The following is a 21,579-nucleotide window of genomic DNA, read 5'->3' as shown; positions in this document are numbered from 1 at the left end:
GTCTATACCCTTCATCTTTCAAGCTGCTGCTTTGTTGGCTGCTTTCACTTACCCCAGTCACATCGTTATCTATGCTCCTGGGGAGGCGTTCACTTGCCACCACGCTGCAATTTGAAATCTATTGGGGATATATGCCATTTTATAACCACAATAAAAAAAGACTAGCATGTCCTACCACCAACCACAAAGAAAAAATCATAAAGATATTAATAAATAAACAAAAATAAAATACCAATACAAGGTTAATAAAAAGTTAATACAAAAATAAAATTTTTATTTATAAAAATATTAATACATTGATTTACAATGACAAAAAACAAATTTAGCAAAGAAATTGTTACTAAGATCACAATTAAAATTAACAAAAACATTAGTATATTGCAACAAAGCAATTTATGGTTTATTAATATATTAATAAATTCATCTTAAAAACTGTCTGCTTAAGTTTATGAGGAGTTGTTAATGAAAGGCACTGTCTTCGCCGTAGCCCTCAATCATCAGAGCCAGGTAGATTTCTGGCATGACTCATTTCAGCAAGAACCTTATAAAGCCCTACCTAAGACACCTGTATGGTTTATTAAGCCAAGGAATACAGTTATCAACTCCAATGACGTTATTCCCCATCCTATAGGTGAAGAAGTTCAGAGCGGTGCAACGCTGGCACTAGTAATAGGTAAAACCGCCCGCAAAGTCACTATTGAAAATGCAGCCGAATATATCGCAGGTTATGCATTAGCAAATGAAGTCAGCCTGCCTGAAACAGCTTTCTATCGCCCAGCCATTAAAGCTAAGTGTCGTGATGGTTTTTGCCCTATAGGTCAAATGGCAAATCCAGAATCACTTGAGGCGCTGGATATCATTACTGAAATCAATGACCAGGAAGTTGATCGCTGGTCAACAAAAGATCTGGTGCGCTCAGCCACAGAATTAGTCACAGCATTAAGTGATTTCGCAACATTGCAAGAAGGTGATGTGATCCTGCTTGGAACGCCACACCAACGTGTATCCATCAAACCGGGTGACAAGGTTGTCATCCGAGCAGCAGGTTTCCCATCACTGGAGAATCAGGTTGTGCAAGCAGGAGAAAAAGCATGAAGCACGCAAGAGTCCATTATCAGGGGCAAGATCTGAATGTTACTGTTGATGATCAGGAAAATATCTGCCTGCCAGATGGCAGTAACGTCAGCAACAAATCCGTGCAATGGCTACCACCAGCAAATGGCACGCTATTTGCCCTCGGTTTGAATTATGCTGATCACGCCACTGAACTTGAATTTAAACCACCTGAAGAGCCGCTGGTTTTTATCAAAGCATCCAATACCCTGACCGGTCATCACCAGTTTTCCGTTCGCCCTGATAATGTGGAATACATGCATTATGAAGCTGAGCTGGTTGTTGTCATCGGCAAAACCGCCCATAAAGTCGCCAAAGAACATGCCATGGATTACGTCGCTGGATACACTGTCTGTAACGATTACGCGATCCGTGACTATCTGGAAAACTATTATCGCCCTAATCTCCGAGTCAAAAGCCGCGACACACTGACGCCTATTGGTCCATGGATCACAGATAAAGCCGACGTACCCGATCCCCATAATCTGACATTAAGCACCTGGGTCAATGGTGAACTGCGTCAGCGCGGCACAACTGCCGATCTGATCTTCGATATTCCCTTTCTGATTACTTATCTGAGTGACTTTATGACACTGCAACCCGGAGACATGATCGCCACTGGTACTCCCAAAGGGCTGGCTGATGTGGTACCGGGAGATGAAGTTATTGTTGAGGTTGAAGGTGTTGGGCGTCTGGTCAACCGTATTGTCAGTCAACAAGAATATGAGGAGAGCTTGTAATGACGATGATTAATCATTGGATCAACGGCAAAAACGTCACCAGCAAAGATTATTTTGAAACCACAAACCCTGCAAGCGGCGAAGTACTGGCTGAAGTTGCTTTGGGTGGTCAGGAAGAGATTAATCAGGCCGTTGCCGCTGCAAAGGAAGCTTTCCCGAAATGGGCTAACCTGCCAATGAAAGAGCGTGCTCGTCTGATGCGCCGTTTGGGGGAACTGATTGACGAGAATGTGCCTGAAATTGCAGCAATGGAAACCAAAGATACCGGCCTGCCAATTCATCAGACACAAAATGTCCTAATTCCACGCGCTTCTCACAATTTCAACTTTTTTGCCGAAATTTGTCAGCAAATGAACGGCAGTACCTATCCGGTCGATGACAAGATGCTCAACTATACGCTGGTGCAGCCAGTCGGTGTTTGTGCTCTGATATCGCCGTGGAATGTGCCATTCATGACAGCTACCTGGAAAGTTGCCCCCTGTCTAGCGCTGGGCAATACCGCTGTTTTGAAAATGTCAGAGCTTTCTCCATTAACCGCAGATCGGCTTGGGGAATTGGCTCTGGAAGCCGGGATTCCTGCCGGGGTGCTGAACGTGGTTCAAGGTTACGGTGCGACTGCCGGTGATGCATTAGTGAAACATCACGATGTACGCGCAGTTTCTTTTACCGGCGGTACCGCAACGGGTCGCCAGATTATGAAAAATGCTGGCCTGAAAAAATATTCAATGGAACTAGGCGGTAAGTCGCCTGTTTTGATCTTCGAAGATGCCGACATTGAACGCGCAATAGATGCAGCCCTATTTACGATCTTCTCGATTAATGGTGAACGCTGTACCGCAGGCTCACGCATTTTCATTCAGGAAAGCATCTATCCTGAATTTATTAAACGTTTTGCTGAACGTGCTAATCGCCTGCGAGTTGGCGATCCACAAGATCCAAGCACGCAGATTGGTGCACTTATCAGTAAACAGCATTGGGAAAAAGTCTCCGGTTACATCCGTCTGGGGATTGAAGAAGGTGCAACGCTACTGGCAGGCGGCCCGGATAAACCAACCGATTTGCCGGAGCACCTAAAAGACGGCAATTTCCTGCGCCCAACAGTTCTGGCGGATGTTGATAACCGTATGCGCGTCGCTCAGGAAGAGATCTTCGGCCCTGTCGCTTGTCTGCTGCCATTCAAAGATGAAGCAGAAGGTCTGCGTCTTGCTAATGACGTGGAGTATGGTCTGGCTTCTTATATCTGGACTCAAGATGTCAGCAAAGTATTGCGTCTGGCCCGTAATATCGAAGCAGGCATGGTATTCGTCAATACCCAGAACGTCCGCGATCTGCGCCAACCATTCGGCGGCGTGAAAGCCTCCGGGACAGGTCGTGAAGGCGGTGAATACAGTTTTGAAGTGTTTGCTGAGATGAAAAACGTCTGTATCTCTATGGGCGATCACCCAATCCCACGTTGGGGGGTGTAACAGATTCATCTGCGTTAACCACGGCGAACCCCGGTTTGCCGTCCTGATATCAAGCGAGGATTTTATGGGTAAGTTAGCGTTAGCAGCCAAAATTACACATGTGCCATCCATGTATCTGTCTGAACTACCGGGAAAACATCACGGTTGCCGTCAAGGAGCTATTGATGGACACAAAGAAATCAGCCGCCGTTGCCGTGAAATGGGGGTCGATACCATTGTTGTATTTGATACACACTGGCTGGTGAACAGTGCCTATCACATCAACTGTGCCGACCATTTCTCCGGTATTTACACCAGTAATGAATTGCCACACTTCATCCGTGATATGAGCTATGAATATGACGGTAATCCTGAACTTGGACAAATCATTGCAGAAGAAGCCCGCAATATGGGCGTGCGAGCTCAAGCACATGAAATCCCAAGCCTGAAACTGGAGTACGGCACTCTGGTGCCAATGCGCTATATGAACAGTGACAAACATTTTAAAGTTGTCTCTGTCTCCGCATTTTGTACCGTCCATGCTTTCGAAGACAGTCGTCGTCTTGGGGAAGCCATTCTGAAAGCGATTGAAAAATATGATGGTACGGTTGCCGTGCTAGCCAGTGGTTCCCTTTCTCACCGCTTTATTGATGATCAGCGTGCAGAAGAAGGAATGAACAGCTATACCCGCGAATTTGATGAACAGATGGATCACCGAGTCGTTCAGCTTTGGAAGGAAGGCAAATTCAAAGAGTTCTGCAAGATGTTGCCGGAATATGCAGATTATTGCTATGGCGAAGGCAATATGCACGACACCGTGATGTTGTTGGGCCTACTCGGCTGGGATAAATATGACGGTAAAGTGGAATTCCTGACTGAATTGTTTGCCAGTTCCGGCACTGGACAAGTCAATGCCGTATTCCCGTTACCTGATTACATCACCGATAAACACGCTATCGCCTGATTTGGAGTAACCTATGCCACATTTTTATGCTGAATGTACGGAAAATATTCGTGAACAAGCCAATCTGCCAGAGTTGTTTAGCAAAGTGAATCAGGCTTTGGCGGAGACTGGCATTTTCCCATTGGGAGGAATCCGCAGTCGCGCCATCTGGCTGGATACCTGGCACATGGCTGACGGTAAACATGATTATGCATTCGTCCATATGACATTGAAAATCGGCGCTGGACGCAGTCTTGAAAGCCGTCAACAGGTCGGCGAGATGTTATTCACGCTGATTAAAGAACACTTTGCCTCACTGATGGCACAACGCTATCTTGCCCTCTCTTTTACGATGGAAGAATTGGACCCAGTATTAAACTACAAACAAAACAACGTCCACGCCTTATTTCGTAAGGAATAATGATGCCGAAGCCCTTTAATCAACATCCCCCGCGCTGGTTGATCCCTTTATTGGGCTCATTGGTGGCATTCGGGCCTCTGTCAGTTGATATGTATCTGCCTGCCTTGCCTGAAATGGCAAGGCAATTACAAGCAACACAAGGGCAGATGCAATATACCTTGGGCGCATTTTTCATCGGTTTCTGTATTGGAATGCTGTTATATGGCCCATTGAGCGATCGTTTAGGGCGAAGAAAACTGTTGCTCAGTGGTATGGTGTTATTCGTCGTTGCCAGTATGTTGTGTACACAGGTGACACAAGTTGAACATCTGATTTTACTCCGCGCATTACAAGCATTTGGCAGCGGTGCCGCGGTTGTGATGGCCAGAGCTATCGCCCGTGATATCTATGGCCCACAGGAATTACCGCGGGTGTTGTCACTCATGACTTTGGTAACTATGATAGCGCCACTTATCGCACCGTTACTCGGTGGTCTACTGTTAACCTACTTCAACTGGCAGTCAATATTTATTCTGCTAACCTTGGTCGGCTGTATCAGCGGATTATTATTATTGTTTTTATTACCAGAAACACTGCCTGCCAATAATAATAGCGGCGGAAAACTTATCACCACGTTCAAAAACTACGGCAAGTTACTGGCTAACGGTGAAGCAATGGCAACTATCGGCACGGTGGCGTTCTCTTCTGCCGCCATGTTTGCTTTTATCAGCGGCTCACCTTTCGTTTATATCAATTATTTTCAGGTTCCAGCGAATTATTACGGATTACTGTTCGGCTGTAACGTATTGGGCATGATCGCTATGGTGCTGCTCAATGTCCGGCTACTAAAAGCTTACAACCTTTCCCGTCTGTTATTGATCCAAACCAGTGCGCAATTACTGTTTAGTATTTTGCTGGTTATTTTTTATCAGCAAAATCTTACTATTATCGTTATTTTGGTTGTACTGGTTATATCGCTGGTTAATACCATTGGTACTAATGGCCTCTCTTTATTACTTCAACATCGTGGTCAGTTTGCCGGCAGCGCCAGCGCACTCGCTATTTCCACACAATTCGCTATGGCTGCACTCGCCAGCGTTGCGGTTTCTTTATTACAGGATGAAACCCCTTTTGCTATGGCTCTTGTGATGGCAGTGTGCGCTGGACTAGGTTGGTTATGCCAGCAACTGGCAACTTTTCGCCAACAGATGCAATTCACTCAGGTGTCTCCCGGAGAAAAAAACAATGACAAATAATGTCAATATCGCACTACTGCGTCAGCAAGCTTATATCAACGGACAATGGATCGATGCCGATAACAAAGTGACTTTTAATGTGATTAATCCAGCAAATGGAGAAGTTATTGCACAAGTCAGTGATCTGGGTTCTGCTGAAACAGAACGCGCCATTGAAGCGGCTCAACAAGCCCTACCGGCATGGAGAGCAATGACCGCCAAGCAACGTAGCCAACTTCTGCAACGCTGGTTCCAGTTAATAATGGAAAATCAACAAGCACTAGCTGAATTACTAAGTCTGGAACAAGGGAAACCACAAGCAGAAGCAATGGGAGAGATCGCTTATGGCGCCAATTTCATTGAGTGGTTTGCGGAAGAAGGTAAGCGTACTTACGGTGAAACCATTCCAAGCCCTCTACCGGGCCGTCGGCTCATCACTATCAAGCAGCCTATCGGTGTTGTTGCCGCTATCACACCGTGGAATTTTCCTAATGCCATGATCACCCGCAAAGTTGGCCCTGCACTGGCAGCCGGCTGTACTGTGGTACTGAAACCCGCTTCAGAAACACCACTTTCAGCTCTGGCTTTGGCGGCGCTGGCTGAACAGGCTGGCATTCCGGCTGGTGTACTGAATGTTGTCACCGGAATCGATGCGAAAACCATCGGCGGTGTTCTGACTCAAAGCCCGATTGTCCGCAAACTCTCTTTTACCGGTTCAACCCGTGTCGGTAAGTTACTGATGGCACAAAGCGCCGATACCGTGAAAAAGTTATCGCTGGAACTGGGAGGAAATGCACCATTTATTGTTTTCGATGACGCGGATATTGATGCAGCTGTACAGGGCGCACTGACCGCCAAATTCCGCAACAGTGGTCAAACATGTGTTTGCGCTAACCGCATTCTGGTTCAGGAAACGATTTATGACACATTCGCAAAACGTCTGGCACAGGCAGTCGATGCACTGCAAGTTGGTCCTGCCAGTGATGTCAAATCACAACAAGGTCCGCTGATCAATCAGGCAGCCATTGATAAAGTGCAGGAACACATCAGTGATGCCGTTTCTCACGGTGCACGCATACTGGCTGGCGGGAAACTCCATGCGCTGGGCGGTTTGTTCTTCGAACCTACCGTAATGGCTGATGTCAATGAATCCATGCTTATCTCCCGAGAGGAAACATTCGGCCCCATTGCGCCACTATTCAAATTCCGGGACGAAGCAGAAGCTATTCATCTGGCCAATGATTCTGAATTCGGTCTGGCCGCGTATTTCTACTCTCGTGATATTGGCCGGATCTACCGTGTAGCCGAAGCGCTGGAAAGTGGCATGGTAGGTATCAACGAAGGTTTGATTTCTAATGAAGTTGCTCCATTCGGCGGCATTAAACAATCTGGGCTGGGACGTGAAGGCTCACGTTACGGCATTGAAGATTATCTGGAAGTGAAATACCTCTGCTTTGGTGGCATAGAGGGCACAGGAGCTTAACCGTATGTTACAGAAAGACGTCGTATCACAGATTGCACACCGGCTGCATCAGGCAGAGAAAAGCCGTGAACAAATACGTCAAATCTCGTTGGATCATCCGGAAATAACCATTGATGATGCTTATGCCATTCAACGTGAATGGGTAGATTTAAAAATTGCGGAAGGTCGCATACTCAAAGGCCATAAAATTGGCCTGACCTCCAAAGCCATGCAAGCCAGTTCGCAGATCAGTGAGCCAGACTATGGTGCTCTGTTGGATGATATGTTTTTTCCTGACGGTGGCGATATTCCCTGTGATCGCTTTATTGTTCCCCGTATCGAAGTCGAACTGGCATTCATATTGGCAAAACCTTTACGTGGCCCAAACTGCACGCTGTTTGATGTTTACAACGCAACAGATTATGTCATTCCGGCACTGGAATTGATCGATGCCCGTTGCCACAACATCGATCCGGAAACCCACCGCCCGCGCAAAGTGTTCGACACGATTTCTGACAATGCCGCCAACGGCGGTGTGATTATGGGCGGTCGCCCGATTAAACCAGAAGAATTTGATCTGCGCTGGATCAGCGCCCTGCTCTATCGCAATGGCGTGATTGAAGAATCCGGTGTGGCGGCAGCGGTACTTAATCATCCCGCTAACGGTGTCGCATGGTTAGCAAACAAACTAGCCCCACATGGTGTTCAGCTTGAAGCAGGACAAATCATTCTCAGTGGATCTTTTACTCGCCCGGTTCCGGCACGTAAAGGAGACACCTTCCATGTTGATTACGGCCCTATCGGTGCTATCAGTTGCCGTTTCGTTTAAAGGAGGAAATATGGATCAGTTAACCAATAAATTTAAACAGGCGCTAAAAGAAGAACGCCCACAAATTGGTTTATGGCTGGGGCTTTGCAGCCCCTACAGTACAGAATTACTGGCCGGAGCCGGTTTCGATTGGCTATTGATTGATGGCGAGCATGCGCCAAACGACGTTCAAACGATTCTAAGCCAATTGCAAGCCATTGCCCCTTATCCAAGCCATCCCATTGTCCGCCCACCCTGGAATGATCTGGTGATCATCAAGCAGCTACTGGATGTGGGCGCGCAAACTTTATTAATCCCCATGATACAAAATGCGGAGCAGGCTTACGAAGCGGTTCGAGCAACCCGCTATCCACCGGCAGGTATCCGTGGTGTGGGTAGTGCGCTGGCAAGAGCTTCCCATTGGAACAGAATTCCTGATTATCTTCATCGTGCCAACGATGAAATGTGTGTCTTAGTTCAGGTAGAAACCCGTGAAGCACTGCGTAATCTGCCAGAAATCCTCAAAGTAGACGGTGTGGATGGTGTCTTTATCGGTCCAGCGGATCTGAGTTCTGATATGGGCTTTGTCAATAATCCGCATCACCCCGAAGTAAAAGCCGCAATTGAGCAAGCAGTCATTCAAATCAAAGCGGCAGGTAAAGCACCGGGCATTCTGATGTCAGCGCCTGATGTTGCTGAGCATTACCTGAAACTCGGCGCACTCTTTGTTGCTGTTGGTATTGATACAACTTTACTGGCTCGTGCCGCAGAAACGCTAGCTGCACGATTTGGTGCGGGTAAGGACCTTCCGGCAGCACCTTCATCCAGTGTTTATTAGTCTCAGCAATCACAGTATTAACAACCGACTTACTCAACCAGCTTTTAATTTCCTAAACAACGTAATACACATAAAACAATAATTAAGGAAAATAACAATGAGCGATTCATCAACCGCCGTGCAACAGCCAGATCTCCCGGCTGGTCAACATAAACAGCTAACGGCACAACAGCAATCCGTCATTAACAAGCTATTTCGTCGCCTGATTATTTTCCTGTTCGTCTTATTTGTATTCTCGTTTCTGGATCGCATTAATATTGGGTTTGCCGGCCTGACAATGGGTAAAGATCTTGGGCTGAACGCGACGATGTTCGGTCTGGCAGCAACGCTATTTTATGCCACTTATGTCATCTTCGGTATTCCCAGCAATATCATGCTCAGTATTGTCGGGGCGCGACGCTGGATAGCTACGATCATGGTGCTCTGGGGGATCGCCTCCACTGCCACCATGTTCGCCACCGGACCAACCAGTCTGTACATCTTGCGTATGTTGGTCGGTATCGCCGAAGCGGGTTTCGTGCCGGGTATCCTGTTGTATCTAACTTACTGGTTCCCGGCTTACTATCGCGCCCGTGCCAATGCGCTGTTTATGGTGGCAATGCCGGTGACTATGGCTTTTGGTTCTCTGGCTTCCGGTTATATTCTGGAAATGGATGGCCTCCTGAACCTTCACGGCTGGCAATGGTTATTCCTACTGGAAGGTTTTCCTTCGGTATTACTGGGAATTGTCGTTTGGTTCTATCTTGATGATTCACCCAAACGAGCTAACTGGCTGACAGATGAAGATAAAAAATGCTTACAAGAGATGATGGATAATGACCAATCCGCTCTGGTTCAACCGGCAAGCTCATCCACTCATCAGGCAATGCAAAAACGCAGTATATGGCGTGAGATTTTCGCTCCAATCATGCTGATGTATATTCTGTCCTATTTCTGTCTGACCAACACACTGAGCGCGATTAATATCTGGACGCCGCAGATTGTGCAAAGCTTCAATCAGGGCAGCAGTAACATCACGATCGGCATTCTGACCGCTATTCCTCAGTTTTGTACCATTATTGGGATGGTTTACTGGAGTCGCCGTTCAGACCGGTTACAAGAACGTAAAGTCCATACAGCTCTGCCCTATCTGTTCGCTGCCGCGGGCTGGATATTGACCTCATTAACCAACCACAGTGTCATTCAACTGACTGGGATTATTATGGCTTCAACCGGTTCATTTACCGCAATGGCGGTCTTCTGGACAACGCCGGATCAAGCTATCAGCTTACGTGCAAGAGCGATCGGCATTGCAGTTATTAGCGCTACAGGTAACATAGGTTCAGCACTCAGCCCATTATTAATCGGCTGGCTGAAAGATCAGACAGGGAGCTTTAATACTGGTCTCTATTTCGTTGCCGGATTACTGGTCATTGGTGCCGCTATTATCTGGGCGATCCCAATGAAACATTCCAGACAGAGAGCAATGCCATAATTTTCAATAAAAAGGAAAAACCGTCATGATTGAGCCTATCATTGCCAATATTGATATCAGCAAAGACTATGATGAGACTCAAGGCACTGATGATGTGCATTATCAAACATTTGGCCGAATGGCTGCATTTTTCGGTCGTAACATGCAGGCTCATCGTCATGATGGTTTCTTCCAACTTCATTTTCTGATCACCGGACATATTGAATTACAGTTAGATGAGCAACACTATTCTGTACAAGCACCGCTGTTTATCCTGACACCACCATCTGTTCCTCATGCTTTTTTTACTCAAGATGACAGTGACGGATATGTCCTTACCGTGCGACAGGAACTGATATTACCGCTATTGGAATCACTCTATCCAGTAAACAAAGATGTTCTTGATATTCCAGCTATTTGCTTATCTGTCGCAGATAAACCGACAGAATTAGACGCTTTTAACCATTACTGGGCGCTGATAGCTCGCGAATCATCTAATAACTTTGCCGGGAGGGAACAATCATTGACATTTTTAGCGCAAGCATTATTCACTTTGCTACTGCGCAATATTCCTCTTGATGACCATCCTGTTAATGGTGTACGCGGGGAAATTAAAATATTTCAGCGATTTAACCAACTAATAGACAACTATTACCATCATCACCTTTCCGTACCGGAATATGCCAACAAACTAGGCATTACAGAATCGCGGTTAAAAGATATGTGCCGACGGTTTGCCAACCGCCCACCTAAAAGATTGATTTTTGATCGCCAGCTACGTGAGGCTAAACGACTACTGTTATTCAGTGATTGTGCCGTATTTGAAATTGCCTATCAGCTTGGATTCAAAGATCCCGCCTATTTTGCTCGTTTCTTTAATAGATTAGTTGGCTGCTCCCCCAGTTTTTGGCGGGAAAGAAATATTCATGAAAAATAAATACTAATATTGACTATATCAATACTAGCACTTCTTATTTCAATCCTAAAGTAAATATGAAACCAGAAAATTTTCATATCAATAGACAGCATCCTCTTTAAACTACAATCGGATGATGATTACCATGCTATCTGTTTTCTGGCACTTTATGCTCTCCGTTATTAATTTCCCTTAGACTCAAGAGTTTTTATTACAAAACCTCTTCCCAGAATTAAAATTCTGCATATACTGGACTATGTAACTTACTGGAATTTCGACGGATAAAATGATGGCAATAGGAGTGCCGATGATATAGATAAATTTATTAAAGACAAGGAAACCACATATGAAAGATCCTTACTATACGGTAAATGAGTTTGGATTCCGACGTTCTGATGCTACAGCCTTCATACGTTATAAATGGTCACTCAGCAACAGAGAATATAGTGAATCCGACAAAATAACTTTAGAAAAAAGAAAAAACTCAATAATGGGCATCTTATAATGCGCAAATCAGCCATAGCCTTAAATACCCTTTATACCACCTTTTGCGCCTTATTCATATATACGATGTCATATTTGGAAGAAGAACATTATATAGGTGATCGGGATATAAAAGACATTTGTGTTGTTTATAAAGAAATTATAGATGATAACCGTGATGTATTTGCTCCCGTATGTTTACTAATTGTATCTCCATTAATTTATTCAGCTGTAAAAAAAAGATTCAAATCATTTTCCTTTAATGTAATGACATTGGCTTTACTGGCATATTGGATATGGCGTTTTTTTATCAGGCTAATGATATGTATTTAGAATAATTTCAGATATTCAGGTGGCGGCTAGCAAATGCTGCCTGAATATAAACGCGGTTGTCACAGACATGACACCCGGATAGCTCAAATTCTTAAGTCCGTTTTGTATGCTTTGATTCTATACCTATTACGATTTTTTTCATTTTCATACTTTTATTCTCTTTGACAAATGTAAATTATACTAAAGGCTGCCTGTGTTATTGTTGGGGCACACAGTCTTGATGTGATGAATGCTTCTGTCAGTCAAATGATGACTGGCAGAGAAACAGCGGCGGAAACTTATCGCGCGGCGGTAGAACTAGCAAAAGAATTTGGTGCTGATGATTACACCGCTTCTGAAATAGGACTCACCGTCGATATTGCTGTCCCGTTGTCATTTGCTTCAATGGTGGGTGCGATTAGAGTCGCCTCCGTACGGGTAGGCAGAATTAAATTAATTGAGCATAAATCGCCTACAGGTTTAAAACCGGGCGGTCATACTTTAGCTAAACATGTTGGGTTATCTGAGCAGGAATTGAGGGCTAGAATACTAAACAGTAGAGGAAGATTAAGAGAAGCAAGCACATTTTATAATCAAGATGTTGCAGAGAAAGTGATTTCAAAAACCTTAAAGAGTAATCAGATAAAAATAACCACTTTATTAAAATATACCCCAAAAGGAGTAAGGCAAGAGATAGATTACATCTCAAACACACCTGTTGGTTTCAGATTTATTAAAGAATCTGAAAATTTGCAATAATTATATAAAGTTAGAATAATTTTAATCCATTCCGAATTTAATGGTAAATTGTATTATATATTAACAGCGTTTCCCTCATATTAAGATCTTAGGACAGAAAAATGGAACTAAATCGCTGAATGTTTGCTTATTTCAATCAAGACTATGACATAATATCTAGTCCTGAGCTCGATGATGTCATCAATGACTACCTTGATACCACCAATGAAGCAATGAAGAAAAATCTAATAGAGGAGATAGAGTCTTTTATCCATAATTCAGAAAACATAGAGAAAGACTTTCAAGCTCTCTATTATAGTTCTAGTTTTTGACCTAAATTATGGGACACCACAGCACTTGAGTTTCTAAAGTATGTATCAAAAAAAGCACAGGATTTTTTAAACGAGCATATTAAACAAGATGAATAGTCAAAGTATTCCTAAATGAAAAAATAAATAAAGAGGTTTAATTCAATGGAAATTAAAGAAAGATTACAGTATATAGATAAGTTTAAACAAGCTATTGAACGTCAAGATTATGAATTATTTAGCAAGATGTTCAATGAATTGCGATGAAATTATATTAATGCCGTACCAATAGTATTGGTAGACAGTATTAATTTACTTATCAAGTATGTTATAGATATCAAAAAAAACTCTGAGAACTTGCATTACGATGAATTTGAACAGAAATTGCGGAAAACTATTGATATTATATTAGATCACTTGGATAATATATCCCAGATAATGCAATATTTTATAAATTAACACCTTGAAAAGGATAAATAAATCAATTTTCTCTCTGTAAAATTTTCAAGTAAAAACAAGTGCTTTTGAAGGTAATAAATAATTATACATTATACTTCAAAAGCGCTATTCAATGATAGACCATGCCATTTATTAACCAAACTTTAAGAACATTAATCACATATAAATAAGTCCAATTTAGATAAAATAAAAATATAGAATATTTTTTCTTCAACATTATTACCGATAGAATAAATCAATATCTGGCTTTATAAAAAAATCCCCACAACACTCTCAGCATAATAAATAAATTATTTTATATTTAAATAAAAAAAATTATATAAATAACAATGACAATATTGAAAATATTTCTATACCATATGCAAAAATTTGTTTTTGGTTCAACGGTAGATTAATATCAACGCGTTTGATATTTAATTTCTTAATATAAAAATTTAAATGAGAACATTATGCAAAAAATTACATTAATTACTGGTGGATCACGTGGCATTGGTCGCGCAACGGCTTTTTATCTGGTAGAGAAAGGGCATCACATTTGTATTGGCTACCACACTAATCAAGATCAAGCTCAGGAGGTCACAGAAATTATTCATAATATGGGCGGTAAGGCTATCGCCATTCAGGTCAATATTGCTGATGAAAAACAAGTTGTAGAACTCTTCCAGAGAACCGATAAAGAACTTGGATATATAACCGGCTTGGTAAATAATGCCGGCCTTCTCAAACCACAAGCATCAATTGAGCAACTAACCGCTGACCGCCTGAATAATATTTTTGCCACCAATGTCGTAGGAAGTTTTCTCTGTGCACGGGAAGCGGTTAAAAGAATGTCTTTCCGATATGGCGGGCAAGGTGGCTCAATCGTCAATGTTTCATCAGCCGCATCCCGACTGGGTTCACCGCACGAATACATAGATTATGCCGTATCGAAAGGTGCGATCGATACTTTGACTATCGGTCTGTCTTTAGAAGTCGCAGATCAAGGCATTCGAGTAAACGCTGTTCGTCCTGGATTTATCTATACCAATATGCACTCCGATGGTGGCGAGCCAAATCGAGTCGATCGGGTAAAAAATTCCCTCCCAATGAAACGTGGCGGGCAACCAGAAGAAGTCGCACAGGCTATAGCCTGGCTACTGTCGGATGAAGCTTCATACGTAACCGGAAATTTTATTGATCTAGCCGGAGGGAAATAAGCCCCGGTTGAATTGAATCTATCTATACATAGAAAACAGACCAGAAAATGAAAAGCGACCCATATTTTCAATTACCCCTGAATTAATACCCAAGATGTATTATTAATTGGCATGGGCAGGCATATTGATGGCACATCTGATTACTACCGCTTGGATAAATGATATATCAGCTCGCTCATACAACTTCATGCAAATAAAACTTAATGATAGAAATTCGTAAATATAACAAAGAGGTAAATCATGAAAAACATTGACCCAAAACTTTATCAACATACTCCCTCAGTCAGCGTCTACGATAACCGTGGCCTGACTATCCGTAATATCGACTTCCATCGTACCTTTGCAGAAGGTAATACAGATACCCGTATTACCCGCCATCAATATGATACCCGCGGATATTTGAACTACAGCATTGATCCACGTTTGTATGATACTAACTCAGTACAGCCTAACTTTATCTGGCAATACGATCTGACCGGTAATCTCCTACGAACAGAGAGCGTGGATGCAGGCTGCACTGTCACTCTCAATGATATTGAAGGCCGTTTGGTACTGACAAAACTTGCAGCCGGAGTCATACAAATCCGGCAATATGAAGACTCTTCCTTACCAGGCCGCCTGTTGTCAATCACTGAGCAAATACCCGAAAAAGCACCCCGCGTCACTGAACGCTTTATCTGGGCTGGGAATACACCAGAAGAGAAAAATTATAACCTCGCGGGTCAGTGTGTGCGCCACTACGATACCGCAGGCTTGAATCAACTGAGAGGATTGTCGCTAACCAAAAACATATTATCTCAGTCTCGTCAATTACTGACCGATGATCAGGAAACAGATTGGGTAGGCGATAACGAAACCAGCTGGCAGGCGAAACTGAACAACGACACTTACACCACACAAAGTACTTTTGATGCTACCGGTACTTTACTGACTCAGATAGATGCAAAAGATAATGTACAACATCTGGCCTATGATATTGCTGGACAACTGAAAAACAGTTGGTTAACCATGAAAGGTCAGAGCGAACAAATCATTATCAAATCCCTAACCTATTCTGCCGCAGGCCAGAAACTGCGTGAAGAACATGGTAACGGCGTTATCACCGAATACACCTATGAACCGGAAACTCAGCGGCTTATCGGTATCAAAACATACCGCCCGTCAGACTCCCAAGTGTTACAAGATTTACGCTATGAATATGACCCAGTGGGCAACGTGATAAGCATCCGTAACGACGCAGAAGCCACCCGCTTCTGGCACAATCAGAAAGTGGTGCCGGAAAATACCTATACTTACGATTCCCTGTACCAGCTCATCCGTGCAACAGGCCGTGAGATGGCAAATATCGGTCAGCAAAAGCATCAATTTCCCTCCCCCGCTCTCCCTTATGATAATAATACCTACACCAATTATCTCCGGACTTACACCCATGATCGCAGTGGTAACCTGACCAAAATCCAGCACAGCTCACCAGCCACTCAAAATAACTATACTACAAATCTGACAATATCGAATAACAGTAACCGTGCAGTGCTGGATTCACTAACGACTGATCCGGCACAGGTAGATGCGTTGTTTGATACTGGCGGACATCAAAAATTGCTGATGCCGGGGCAAAATCTGAGCTGGAACGCACGGGGTGAACTGCAACAGGTAACATCGGTGAATCATGAAAATATCAGTGACCGGGAATGGTATCGTTATGACAGTAACGGAATGCGGCTGTTAAAAGTTAATGAGCAGCAAACCGGTAACAGCCCACAACAACAGCGAGTCACTTATCTTCCCGGGCTGGAACTACGTACAACACAAAATGGCAACGCTATAACAGAAAACCTGCATGTTATTACGGTAGGGACGGCGGGTCACGCACAAGTGCGAGTATTGCACTGGGAAACCCCACCACCAGCAGACATCAGCAACAATCAGCTACGCTACAGCTTTGATAATTTGATTGGCTCCAGCCAACTTGAACTGGATCATGAAGGGCAAATTATTAGTCAGGAAGAGTACTATCCATTTGGCGGTACCGCTTTATGGGCGGCAAAGAATAGGACAGAAGCCAATTACAAGACTATCCGGTACTCAGGCAAAGAAAGAGATGCAACGGGATTGTATTATTATGGATTCCGGTATTATCAGCCGTGGATAGGTAGATGGCTAAGTGCCGATCCAGCCGGAACTGTAGATGGACTGAATTTGTACCAAATGGTGCGCAATAATCCCGTCACCTTTATAGACACAGATGGCCGAATGTTAGAGCCGACATCATCTCGAACTGAGACAGTACAATCACCACCGTCCTTAGTCTCATTGACACGCAATGTAGTCGCTGGATTCAAACATTATAATATTGAAGATATTAGGCAGTATCTCGGTGGTATTAGAGAGCTAAGGGGTTCTGCATACGCCCATGCTCACAGCGCTGCTGAAAAATTTATTACTAATCTGGAAAACAGTCGGAAGAAAAAAGCCCCCGTTGAGTCAGAACTGGCGTCAAAAGGGTACTCCCAAACCTTAAGCCAAGCCGCCAAGGTCATTGGAAAAACGGCAGATAAATATACGCCTAAGTTTGATGAAAACGCTCAAAACCCAGACAGAATTAGTCTTACTAAAACACCGATTGGAACTGGTATTCCCGCCAAAGGCACAGAAAATCCGTTAAATCCTGTGTTGGAGTTTGACGCTCATGGCAATGAGATCTTTTATCGAACAATGTCAGAGCAACATTATGAACATTTACAACAAACCGGTAAGTTACCCCCAACCACTGAAACTTCTATTTCTCCGGCTTTATCTTATTCATTAGATTACAAAGGACATACGGTCCAATTTATAACCAAACCAGGTACCTTTGAGCAACTTAAAGAAATTGGTATCGCTGCCAACAAGCCTGCTGAAGTTCAATTCCCCCATATGTTAAAAGGCATCGGGGATTGGATGCAAACAAACGCACGCTTCAAAGTAGAAGGTGGGCAAATGACAACACAACTTGGTCAAGGTATGGCAATAGAAACGTTCAATAGCAACATTATTGGTTACAAACTAGTCCGTTCAGAGAGGAAAAATTAATGTTACTTAATTTAGAACAAGATTGTATTCCTATGAAATGCGTCTTTTTACTCTCTGAAGAGCTAAAAACCAATGCTAAACGTATCTCATTAACACAAGAGTTAACGCTTAACCAATTAAAGCCCCAAATGGGGCTTAAAGGGAAGTATGGGCTTTTTGGATCGCCAGACTGGTGGAAAAATATCAAACAACGGAAGATGCCTCTGTTGTTTCTTTCTGGTGTTATCTGCGATGCATATATTGCCGGTCAGGACAATTTCGGCATGAACAACACCATTGATTTGAAATTAAGTGATGGCGCTATATGTACTGTTGGTATTTATGTAAACAACAAAGATGATGTCATACTTTTTCGAATTGGTTATAGAGCCGCTATTGTTTATGCACTTGATGAATTAAAACTACAGCCTGCCGTAGATAGTGGGGTAAATTATTCAAAAATTGCTTTGGAAATGGCTGTTTCATTGCAACCCGTTGAATAAATTTATTTATAACAATTTGAAATAATTACAATTGAATGAGGTGTTTCTTCCAGGAAGAAACACCTATGACCCAACGTGACCGCCAGATAGCCGACATCCAGTAACATCTTAACAATCGTCCAACTAAAGCTGCCTGCCGTACCACTGATGACAGCCATTTACCAACTCAATCTGCCCCTTCTTTAAAAGTGATGTCGATGATCTTGCGGGCGTTCGCCATGGCATCGAAGATACGTTCTTCAAAGAAGCGCACATCATCCTGCGACATTAACACGTTAGAATATATACGCGATAACGGTGAGAACTGGATGCCATAGTGCTTGGCGGTCTCGCGGATGATGATGTCGCAAAACTTTACCTTATCGCTGTAGTCTTGGGATCGCTCAACCGGCTCCTGCTGACAGTGGTACACCAGCGCGGTTGGCATGCCCTGAATCACCAGAGGCAAATCAACCGCTTCAGCCGCCTTGACGAAGATGTTGGAAAGTTGGCGGGTAATGTCAGCCATACGGTCGTAGCAGCCCGGATCACGCTCAATCAGTGAGAGGGTTGCCTTGATAGCCGCTAGCCCCAGCGGATAACCGTTGAAAGTACCGGCATGGATCACCTTGCCACGGGTATACAAGTTCATGATGTCACGGCGGCCAACGATGGCGGAAACCGGCATTGCACCACCGCCCAACGCCTTGCCAAAAGTCGCCAGATGCGGGGTAACACCCAACAGTTGCTGTGCACCACCGAGTCCCAAGCGCACACCAGTGATAATCTCATCGAAAATCAGCACAATATTGTATTTTTCACACAACGCCTTGGCCTTTTCCAGATAACCTTCACGCGGGAAAATGCCACCACCGTTGAGGCAGATAGGCTCCATCAGCACCGCGGCGATTTCGTCGTGATAGCGCTCAATAGTGGCCGTGAGTACGTCGATGTCATTCCACGGCAGCATAAAGGATTGCTCAGTAATCGAGCCGGTCGCTCGTCCACAGGTATCGAGCAAGTCGCCCTGGAATTGCTCCGGCACCGGATAGTGAAGATCCTGCTTATTCCGCCACCCCATGATGTTATCAGCACTGCCGTGGTAATGACCGTGGAAACGGATAAAACGATTTTTGCTGGTAAAGCCACGAGCCAGACGTAACGCGTTCTGTACCGCCTCAGTGCCACTCAGGCAGAAGCGAACCATCTCGGCACAGGGAATATGTTTCACCATGGTTTCACACACATCCACTTCCAGATCGCAAGTATCCACCGACGTGATCTTACCCATGTGCTGGATCAGCGACTCATTGTAGGCTTCGTTATGATGGCCAACAAACAGCGCACCGAACTTACAGAACAGATCGAGGTGTTCATTACCATCCAAATCCCAAATGCGCGAGTTGCGTCCTCGGTTGAACGGGATCACCAATGGCCGTTCAGGATCGCCAAAGTTGTAATGGCTGCCACCAGGTAACAGATCACAGCACTTTTTATAAAATTCTGTTGAACTTTCCAATGACAGTTTTGTTGCTGTATCCATAGGTTGCTTACCCTCCACCTGTGTTTGTGATGTCAAATTACCGTTGGTATGGTCCGCATCTTTGGATAAGTTAAACGGCATGTACTGCTTAACCGACTCCGGAAGCGTGACGTGCATAAGCTCAAGCAGTGCAATGCGTGTCAGGTAAGCGGCTCCACTCATCAGTAGGTGAGCGAGTTCTGCCACCTTGCGCTGAGCCACATCCTCCAGTGGCGTGCCCTGTAACCATTCGTTCATCGCCCCCATCGACGAACCGCACCAAATCTGGTAATCAATATGCCGTGTCTCTTCACCGTTTATCGCCCAACGTGATGACTGACCGAGATACCACTGGAACAACAGAGCCATTTTTTTCTTTGGCTGCTGCTCCGCCTTTTCAACCACCGCCGGCAAGTTGCAACGCTGGAAATAGGCCAACGTTTCCTGCCAGATATCAGACAGCGGCTTATGGAAGATCTGTTTTTCCAACAGGGCCACATCCTGCTCCGGGAGCGCATCCAGACTGTCGTACTGCTTATACAACGCTTGAAGTTTCTGGGCGCGTATCGCATACATATTGCCCAGTTTCAGCACCTGTACTTTAGCGCCCAACTCAAACATATCTGCCGACGGCACCATCGCCACGTCGCTTATCTGCGCCTTGCCTAACATCTGTTTTACCACCTCAGAGGTGCCGGCTTCCACACAAGCCTGGTTTATTGAACCAGTCACCACATACGCCGCGCCGAGGGCAAAGGCAGACAGAATAGCGTGAGGGGTTCCCAAACCACCTGCTGCCCCAATCCGTACCCGGAAACCGAGGCAAGACTCGCGCTCAACATCATCGCGTAGCTGCGCTATAGAGCGAAAGATGCAGGACAGCACCCCCTGATCAGTATGGCCGCCAGAGTCCCCTTCTACGGTAATGTCATCTGCCATCGGCACCTGACGCGCCAGCTCTGCCTGCACTGCGGTAATCACCCCCTCAGCCAGAAGTTTTTTCAGGATGTTTTCCGGTGCCGGACGCAAGAAACGCTCGGCAACCTCACGGCGTGATACCTTAGCTATGATGCGATTTTGACGCAGGATGCTGCCATCTTGTTGCTGCGTCAGCCCACAAGCACGGTAGTACACCAACGCTGTGCTCAAGTTGATATAAGCCGAAGCCTCAATCACCCTGACCTGCTGCTCCAGACACAGCCGCACACAAGCCATTTCCCACTCCGGATTGCTGGGAGTGTGAAGTAAGTTGACACCGAATGGCCCGTTTGGCAGGTGCTGGCGTAGCGTGGTAATAGCCTCAGTAATGCGCGAAATACTCAACCCGCCCGCGCCAAAAATGCCCAAGATACCTTGCTGACCTAAGGCGATCACCATCTCTTCTGAATGAATACCATTTGCCATAGCCCCAGCGTAATAGGCCAGGCGTACACCATAATCCCGGCGGAAGCTATCATCCCCCAAATCGACTTCCGTTACCGCCGGTAACATGCCGAGCACAACCGCCTGCTCGGAGGGAAGTGGCTCACTAGCCGGTAACAGCGCCACCCCGTCACCTAATTGCACTACTTGCAGAGCGTGGTCAAGATCATACAAACTGGCGGAACCCAGCGGCAGCGCAGACGCTGGGCGTTGGCTAGCGGATTGGTTAACAGACAAACGATAACGCATTTTT

At 44.8% G+C, this 21,579-nt stretch carries 19 protein-coding genes; 17 read left to right on the top strand and 2 right to left on the bottom strand.

Going from position 1 to position 21,579, the window contains the following annotated elements; genetic code table 11:
• Positions 1–462: 462 nt before the first annotated feature.
• The 17 genes from C5469_RS00535 to C5469_RS00450 all read left to right on the top strand — a co-directional run bounded on the left by C5469_RS00535 (position 463) and on the right by C5469_RS00450 (position 18,403).
• Positions 463–1,095 (top strand): fumarylacetoacetate hydrolase family protein, encoded by a 633-nt coding sequence (locus C5469_RS00535; RefSeq protein ID WP_166300895.1) that lies wholly within the window; start codon positions 463–465, stop codon positions 1,093–1,095.
• Complete coding sequence (locus C5469_RS00530; RefSeq protein ID WP_166300892.1) at positions 1,092–1,853, top strand: fumarylacetoacetate hydrolase family protein; 762 nt, start codon at positions 1,092–1,094, stop codon at positions 1,851–1,853. Before C5469_RS00535 ends, C5469_RS00530 begins: the two co-directional genes overlap by 4 nt.
• Positions 1,853–3,319: a 5-carboxymethyl-2-hydroxymuconate semialdehyde dehydrogenase gene (gene hpaE, locus C5469_RS00525; RefSeq protein WP_166300889.1), complete on the top strand. Its 1,467-nt coding sequence runs from the start codon at positions 1,853–1,855 to the stop codon at positions 3,317–3,319. Before C5469_RS00530 ends, hpaE begins: the two co-directional genes overlap by 1 nt.
• Positions 3,320–3,383: 64 nt before the next feature.
• Positions 3,384–4,262: a 3,4-dihydroxyphenylacetate 2,3-dioxygenase gene (gene hpaD, locus C5469_RS00520; protein ID WP_166300886.1), complete on the top strand. Its 879-nt coding sequence runs from the start codon at positions 3,384–3,386 to the stop codon at positions 4,260–4,262.
• 13 nt (positions 4,263–4,275) lie between these two features.
• Entirely contained in the window at positions 4,276–4,662 is a 387-nt protein-coding gene (locus C5469_RS00515) for a 5-carboxymethyl-2-hydroxymuconate Delta-isomerase (RefSeq protein ID WP_166300883.1), read from the top strand.
• Between the two features lie 2 nt (positions 4,663–4,664).
• On the top strand, positions 4,665–5,897 hold the full coding sequence (locus C5469_RS00510; RefSeq protein ID WP_166300880.1) for a Bcr/CflA family multidrug efflux MFS transporter: 1,233 nt from the start codon (positions 4,665–4,667) through the stop codon (positions 5,895–5,897).
• Entirely contained in the window at positions 5,887–7,359 is a 1,473-nt protein-coding gene (locus C5469_RS00505) for an NAD-dependent succinate-semialdehyde dehydrogenase (RefSeq protein WP_166300877.1), read from the top strand. The genes C5469_RS00510 and C5469_RS00505 overlap by 11 nt, the downstream gene beginning before the upstream one ends.
• 4 nt (positions 7,360–7,363) lie before the next feature.
• Positions 7,364–8,167: a 2-oxo-hept-4-ene-1,7-dioate hydratase gene (hpaH, locus tag C5469_RS00500; protein ID WP_166300874.1), complete on the top strand. Its 804-nt coding sequence runs from the start codon at positions 7,364–7,366 to the stop codon at positions 8,165–8,167.
• Between the two features lie 10 nt (positions 8,168–8,177).
• On the top strand, positions 8,178–8,984 hold the full coding sequence (gene hpaI, locus C5469_RS00495) for a 4-hydroxy-2-oxoheptanedioate aldolase (protein WP_166300871.1): 807 nt from the start codon (positions 8,178–8,180) through the stop codon (positions 8,982–8,984).
• A 97-nt stretch (positions 8,985–9,081) separates the two neighbouring features.
• Positions 9,082–10,458 (top strand): 4-hydroxyphenylacetate permease, encoded by a 1,377-nt coding sequence (hpaX, locus tag C5469_RS00490; protein ID WP_166300868.1) that lies wholly within the window; start codon positions 9,082–9,084, stop codon positions 10,456–10,458.
• A 25-nt stretch (positions 10,459–10,483) separates the two neighbouring features.
• Entirely contained in the window at positions 10,484–11,374 is an 891-nt protein-coding gene (gene hpaA, locus C5469_RS00485) for a 4-hydroxyphenylacetate catabolism regulatory protein HpaA (protein WP_166300865.1), read from the top strand.
• Positions 11,375–11,857: 483 nt separating this feature from the next.
• Positions 11,858–12,169, top strand: a complete 312-nt coding sequence (locus C5469_RS00480) for a YjeO family protein (RefSeq protein ID WP_166300862.1) — start codon at positions 11,858–11,860, stop codon at positions 12,167–12,169.
• Positions 12,170–12,394: 225 nt separating this feature from the next.
• On the top strand, positions 12,395–12,907 hold the full coding sequence (locus tag C5469_RS00475) for an RNase A-like domain-containing protein (protein ID WP_242689358.1): 513 nt from the start codon (positions 12,395–12,397) through the stop codon (positions 12,905–12,907).
• Between the two features lie 119 nt (positions 12,908–13,026).
• Positions 13,027–13,218 (top strand): contact-dependent growth inhibition system immunity protein, encoded by a 192-nt coding sequence (locus C5469_RS23395; protein WP_242689341.1) that lies wholly within the window; start codon positions 13,027–13,029, stop codon positions 13,216–13,218.
• An 884-nt stretch (positions 13,219–14,102) separates the two neighbouring features.
• Complete coding sequence (locus C5469_RS00465) at positions 14,103–14,849, top strand: SDR family oxidoreductase (RefSeq protein ID WP_166300856.1); 747 nt, start codon at positions 14,103–14,105, stop codon at positions 14,847–14,849.
• A gap of 240 nt (positions 14,850–15,089) precedes the next feature.
• Entirely contained in the window at positions 15,090–17,921 is a 2,832-nt protein-coding gene (locus C5469_RS00460; protein ID WP_207628615.1) for an RHS repeat protein, read from the top strand.
• Complete coding sequence (locus C5469_RS00450) at positions 17,921–18,403, top strand: hypothetical protein (RefSeq protein ID WP_166300853.1); 483 nt, start codon at positions 17,921–17,923, stop codon at positions 18,401–18,403. Before C5469_RS00460 ends, C5469_RS00450 begins: the two co-directional genes overlap by 1 nt.
• A 2-nt stretch (positions 18,404–18,405) precedes the next feature.
• On the opposite strand, the gene C5469_RS00445 is transcribed toward C5469_RS00450, so the two are convergent.
• A complete protein-coding gene (locus C5469_RS00445) occupies positions 18,406–18,561 on the bottom strand; it encodes a hypothetical protein (RefSeq protein ID WP_166300850.1) in 156 nt (51 codons plus the stop codon).
• An 8-nt stretch (positions 18,562–18,569) separates the two neighbouring features.
• Positions 18,570–21,575 (bottom strand): PfaD family polyunsaturated fatty acid/polyketide biosynthesis protein, encoded by a 3,006-nt coding sequence (locus C5469_RS00440; RefSeq protein ID WP_166300847.1) that lies wholly within the window; start codon positions 21,573–21,575, stop codon positions 18,570–18,572.
• Between the last annotated feature and the right edge of the window lie 4 nt (positions 21,576–21,579).

It is taken from the genome of Photorhabdus cinerea, assembly GCF_011189575.1.
Taxonomy (GTDB): domain Bacteria; phylum Pseudomonadota; class Gammaproteobacteria; order Enterobacterales; family Enterobacteriaceae; genus Photorhabdus; species Photorhabdus cinerea.
The sequence above is the reverse complement of the archived record's forward strand: the minus strand, read 5'-3'. Positions and strand labels throughout refer to the sequence as shown.

What these genes read in the sequence shown, in the direction of transcription:
- C5469_RS00480 (WP_166300862.1), top strand. Translation starts at nt 11,858, where the DNA reads ATGCGCAAATCAGCCATAGCCTTAAATACCCTTTATACCACCTTTTGC.
- C5469_RS00475 (WP_242689358.1), top strand. Translation starts at nt 12,395, where the DNA reads ATGAATGCTTCTGTCAGTCAAATGATGACTGGCAGAGAAACAGCGGCG.
- C5469_RS00505 (WP_166300877.1), top strand. Translation starts at nt 5,887, where the DNA reads ATGACAAATAATGTCAATATCGCACTACTGCGTCAGCAAGCTTATATC.
- hpaH (WP_166300874.1), top strand. Translation starts at nt 7,364, where the DNA reads ATGTTACAGAAAGACGTCGTATCACAGATTGCACACCGGCTGCATCAG.
- hpaD (WP_166300886.1), top strand. Translation starts at nt 3,384, where the DNA reads ATGGGTAAGTTAGCGTTAGCAGCCAAAATTACACATGTGCCATCCATG.
- C5469_RS00530 (WP_166300892.1), top strand. Translation starts at nt 1,092, where the DNA reads ATGAAGCACGCAAGAGTCCATTATCAGGGGCAAGATCTGAATGTTACT.
- hpaI (WP_166300871.1), top strand. Translation starts at nt 8,178, where the DNA reads ATGGATCAGTTAACCAATAAATTTAAACAGGCGCTAAAAGAAGAACGC.
- C5469_RS00535 (WP_166300895.1), top strand. Translation starts at nt 463, where the DNA reads ATGAAAGGCACTGTCTTCGCCGTAGCCCTCAATCATCAGAGCCAGGTA.
- C5469_RS23395 (WP_242689341.1), top strand. Translation starts at nt 13,027, where the DNA reads ATGTTTGCTTATTTCAATCAAGACTATGACATAATATCTAGTCCTGAG.
- C5469_RS00510 (WP_166300880.1), top strand. Translation starts at nt 4,665, where the DNA reads ATGCCGAAGCCCTTTAATCAACATCCCCCGCGCTGGTTGATCCCTTTA.
- C5469_RS00445 (WP_166300850.1), bottom strand. Translation starts at nt 18,561, where the DNA reads ATGGCTGTCATCAGTGGTACGGCAGGCAGCTTTAGTTGGACGATTGTT.
- C5469_RS00440 (WP_166300847.1), bottom strand. Translation starts at nt 21,575, where the DNA reads ATGCGTTATCGTTTGTCTGTTAACCAATCCGCTAGCCAACGCCCAGCG.
- hpaE (WP_166300889.1), top strand. Translation starts at nt 1,853, where the DNA reads ATGACGATGATTAATCATTGGATCAACGGCAAAAACGTCACCAGCAAA.
- hpaA (WP_166300865.1), top strand. Translation starts at nt 10,484, where the DNA reads ATGATTGAGCCTATCATTGCCAATATTGATATCAGCAAAGACTATGAT.
- C5469_RS00450 (WP_166300853.1), top strand. Translation starts at nt 17,921, where the DNA reads ATGTTACTTAATTTAGAACAAGATTGTATTCCTATGAAATGCGTCTTT.
- C5469_RS00460 (WP_207628615.1), top strand. Translation starts at nt 15,090, where the DNA reads ATGAAAAACATTGACCCAAAACTTTATCAACATACTCCCTCAGTCAGC.
- C5469_RS00515 (WP_166300883.1), top strand. Translation starts at nt 4,276, where the DNA reads ATGCCACATTTTTATGCTGAATGTACGGAAAATATTCGTGAACAAGCC.
- hpaX (WP_166300868.1), top strand. Translation starts at nt 9,082, where the DNA reads ATGAGCGATTCATCAACCGCCGTGCAACAGCCAGATCTCCCGGCTGGT.
- C5469_RS00465 (WP_166300856.1), top strand. Translation starts at nt 14,103, where the DNA reads ATGCAAAAAATTACATTAATTACTGGTGGATCACGTGGCATTGGTCGC.